Here is a 3,618-nt window from a genome sequence, read left to right as displayed (position 1 = left end):
GCGCAATCCATGTGGGAGCGAGCCTGCTCGCGATGACGGTCTATCAGGCTGCGCGTGGCGCCCGAACCAACCGCAGCCCCGCGATCACTACGGCAAATACCGCAATGCTGGTGTTGTACAGCGCCAATGCCGGAAACCCGAACACCAGCGCCAGTACCGCCAGCCACCAGCCGGCCCGTCCCGGCACCACAAAGCCCAACACTGCTGCCACCAATGCAGCCCCGCCCATCACCTTGAAGTGAATCATCAGGCCAAGGGTGGAGCGCGCCTGGCATTCCCAACGGCTTGCCTCATCAACACAGAGACCAACCCACTGGGCGTCCTCCATCAGGACATAACGCAATCCATAACTGGCGGCCAGCCACAGCGGCAAGGCGATAAGCAAAATAATGACGGGCAGACGGCGGGACATGAAGCACTCCGATAAACGAAAACGGCGCCCAGCTTAATCGCCCGCCAGCCGTAAGCAAGCGAGACCATGAGAAATCTGTTCAGACAATCGCTGCAGAGTGTATCGTTCAGCCGCTATTGATCCGAATTCAGCCTCTTTGGTGCCGCCGCATGGCACTTTGGCGCAACACCGGTGGTCATAGCCTGCGAACCTCATTAGGCTCTGTACGGAAACTGTCTGCGCGTCGACCAGGCTGCGTTAAAAACAGGCTCGGAATGCTCATTTAGGGGCCTAAACTCCGCTTCCTCGCCTGTTTTTGCCTTGCCTGATCGCCGCTCGACGAGTTTTCGTACAGACCCTAGGCACCTTCCTCTAAGGGATTTAGTCATGCTCCGTTCCTTGCGCTTTGCTGCCTTGATAGGCGGCGTTATTTTGAGTGCGTCCGCACTGGCGGCAGACATCGACGCCGTCAGTTATGGCTACCCCTTGACCAACCCGTTCGAGGCGACCATCGCCACGACCCCGCCGGAGTTGCGTCCCGAGTTGCCGTCCGATGACGCGATCCATCAATCCGATCACACCCTGAAGCTGCGCCCGGAACGCGAATTCGACCTGCCAGACAATTTCTGGCCAGTGAAAAAGCTCACCTATCGCATGGCCACACAGGATCACGCCGCACCGTTGATTTTCCTGATTGCCGGCACTGGTGCACGCTTCGACAGCAGCATTAACGAATACCTGAAAAAGCTCTATTACAAAGCCGGTTATCACGTCGTACAGCTGTCCTCACCGACCAGTTTCGACTTCATGAGCGCCGCTTCCCGCTTCGCCACCCCGGGCGTGTCCAAGGAAGACGCCGAGGACATGTACCGCGTGATGCAAKCGGTTCGTGCGCAAAACCCGAAGCTGCCGATCACCGACTACTACCTCACCGGCTACAGCCTGGGTGGACTGGATGCGGCGTTTGTCAGCAAGCTGGATGAAACCCGACGCAGCTTCAACTTCAAGAAAGTCTTGCTGCTCAATCCTCCGGTCAACCTCTACACCTCTGTCACCAACCTCCGCTTTTCGGCCGCCGACATCACCTTCACCTCGGACCTGATCAACCGACGCGGCCTGATCACCCCGCCCAAGTTTCCGATCACCGAAGGCACCAGCCTCGAGCCATTCCTCAAGCGTGCACTGCAATGTGATTTCGACTGCTATCTCACCGAGCAGGTGATCCCGATGTGGCGTGCCCGTACCGATGGCGGCAGCATCTTGCAGTTGATTGACCAGGTCAGCCTCTACGCGCTCAAGGACTACCTGCACGACAGCCCGAAAATTGCCGTGATGCACAATGCTGACGATGTGATCCTCGGCCCGGGCGACCTCGGTTTCTTGCGTAAAACCTTCGGCAATCGCCTGACGGTTTATCCTCACGGCGGCCATTGCGGCAACCTCAACTACCGCGTCAATGCCGACGCCATGCTGGAGTTCTTCCGTGGCTAAACACCTCCTTCTGCTCGCTGCACTGCTTAGCGCAGTCGGCTATGCCCATGCCGACAACAGCAAGGCCAACTCCACGACGGTGGTTGATCAGGACGGCTTCACCGAGCCGATGACCAAACTAAAGTTCAACCCGGGGCTGGACCAGCGTGAGTTCGAACGCTCGACCCTGAATGCGCTGAGTGTCTATGACCCGCTGGAGTCGTGGAACCGTCGGGTCTACCACTTCAACTACCGGTTCGACCAATGGGTGTTCCTGCCGGTGGTCGACGGTTATCGCTACATCACCCCAAGCTTCCTGCGCACGGGCGTCAGCAACTTCTTCAACAACCTGGGTGACGTACCCAATCTGGTGAACAGCCTGCTGCAGTTCAAGGGCCAGCGTTCGCTGGACATCACCGGGCGACTGCTGCTCAACACGACCCTCGGCATCGGCGGCCTGTGGGACCCGGCCACCGCCATGGGCCTGCCGCGCCAGGTCGAAGACTTCGGCCAGACGCTGGGCTTCTACGGGGTTCCGGGCGGCGCTTACTTCGTACTGCCAATCCTCGGCCCCTCGAACCTGCGTGATACCGCAGGCCTCGCGGTCGACTATACGGCGGAGTCGGCGATCAACTACCTGAACGTGTCGAAAGTCAGCGAAAACCATCCGGAAATCTGGGTTCTGCGCAGCATCGACAAGCGCTATCAGACCAACTTCCGCTATGGCCAGCTGAACTCGCCGTTCGAGTACGAGAAGGTGCGTTACGTGTACACCGAAGCGCGCAAGTTGCAGATCGCCGAGTAAGGCATTCAGCGGGTAACAAAAAAGGCCATTCGAGCGGATCGAATGGCCTTTTTCATAGGTATCTCAAACACCACAAATCCACTGTGGGAGCGAGCCTGCTCGCGATGAGGCCAGTACGCTCAACATTGATGTTGACGGTTAGATCGCTATCGCGAGCAGGCTCGCTCCCACATTTGATATTTGTTGCCTTTGGAATGTGTCCTGGCTTCAGCCTTTCACCGTTTTCCAGGTTTTGCTCACTGCCATCACACCCGCCAACACCACCGCCCCCGCAATAATCCCTGCTGCCGCGTTGAGCAAACTCGGGACAATCCATGAGAAACCGCCGACACTCTGACTGACGCCTTCAATCGCGTGATGCACCACCGGTACACCATGGGTCAGGATCCCGCCGCCGACCAGGAACATCGCCGCCGTACCGATCACCGAGAGGCTTTTCATCATGTACGGCGCGGCGCGCAGGATCGCGCCGCCGATGCTTTTGGCCATTTGCCCGGGCTTGCGGGTCAGCCACAGGCCAAGGTCATCGAGTTTGACGATACCCGCCACCAGGCCATAAACGCCGGCGGTCATGACGATCGCAATGCCTGACACCACGATCACTTGCTGCATCAGCGTTGCACCGGCCACGGTGCCGAGGGTGATGGCGATGATTTCAGCCGAAAGGATAAAGTCGGTGCGCACCGCACCTTTGATCTTGTCCTGTTCGTACGCCACCAGATCTGTCGCCGGATCAGCGACAGCTTCGACCAACTGCGCGTGTTCCGCCTGATCTTCAGCCTTGCTGTGCAAAAACGAGTGGGCAAGCTTTTCAAAGCCCTCGAAACACAAGTAGGCCCCACCGACCATCAACAACGGCGTGACCAGCCACGGAGTGAATGCACTGATCGCCAGCGCCGATGGCACCAGGATCAGTTTGTTGCGAAACGAGCCCTTGGCCACGGCCCAGACC

General features: G+C 58.6%; 4 protein-coding genes. 2 read left to right on the top strand and 2 right to left on the bottom strand.

Annotated features, from left to right (window positions below; genetic code table 11):
* Positions 1–43: 43 nt before the first annotated feature.
* Positions 44–412 carry a hypothetical protein gene (locus AC1DH9_RS27865; protein ID WP_427547061.1) on the bottom strand — a complete coding sequence of 123 codons (369 nt, stop codon included), beginning with the start codon at positions 410–412 and terminating at the stop codon, positions 44–46.
* Positions 413–778: 366 nt separating this feature from the next.
* Here AC1DH9_RS27865 and AC1DH9_RS27860 point away from each other — a divergent pair, with 366 nt between their 5' ends.
* Positions 779–1,882, top strand: coding sequence for an alpha/beta hydrolase family protein (locus tag AC1DH9_RS27860; RefSeq protein ID WP_477809208.1), 1,104 nt, complete (start codon positions 779–781; stop codon positions 1,880–1,882).
* A complete protein-coding gene (locus tag AC1DH9_RS27855) occupies positions 1,875–2,666 on the top strand; it encodes an MlaA family lipoprotein (RefSeq protein ID WP_427547055.1) in 792 nt (263 codons plus the stop codon). Before AC1DH9_RS27860 ends, AC1DH9_RS27855 begins: the two co-directional genes overlap by 8 nt.
* 207 nt (positions 2,667–2,873) lie before the next feature.
* Here AC1DH9_RS27855 and AC1DH9_RS27850 read toward each other — a convergent pair.
* A partial coding sequence (locus AC1DH9_RS27850; RefSeq protein ID WP_477809207.1) for a DUF808 domain-containing protein occupies positions 2,874–3,618 on the bottom strand: 745 nt, incomplete at its 5' end.

Source organism: Pseudomonas sp. 05T35, assembly GCF_056396605.1.
This window is presented reverse-complemented; position numbering and strand designations above follow the sequence as displayed.

Bases quoted from the DNA above. Each gene is read 5' to 3' on its own strand.
- AC1DH9_RS27865 (WP_427547061.1), bottom strand. From the start codon at position 412: ATGTCCCGCCGTCTGCCCGTCATTATTTTGCTTATCGCCTTGCCGCTG.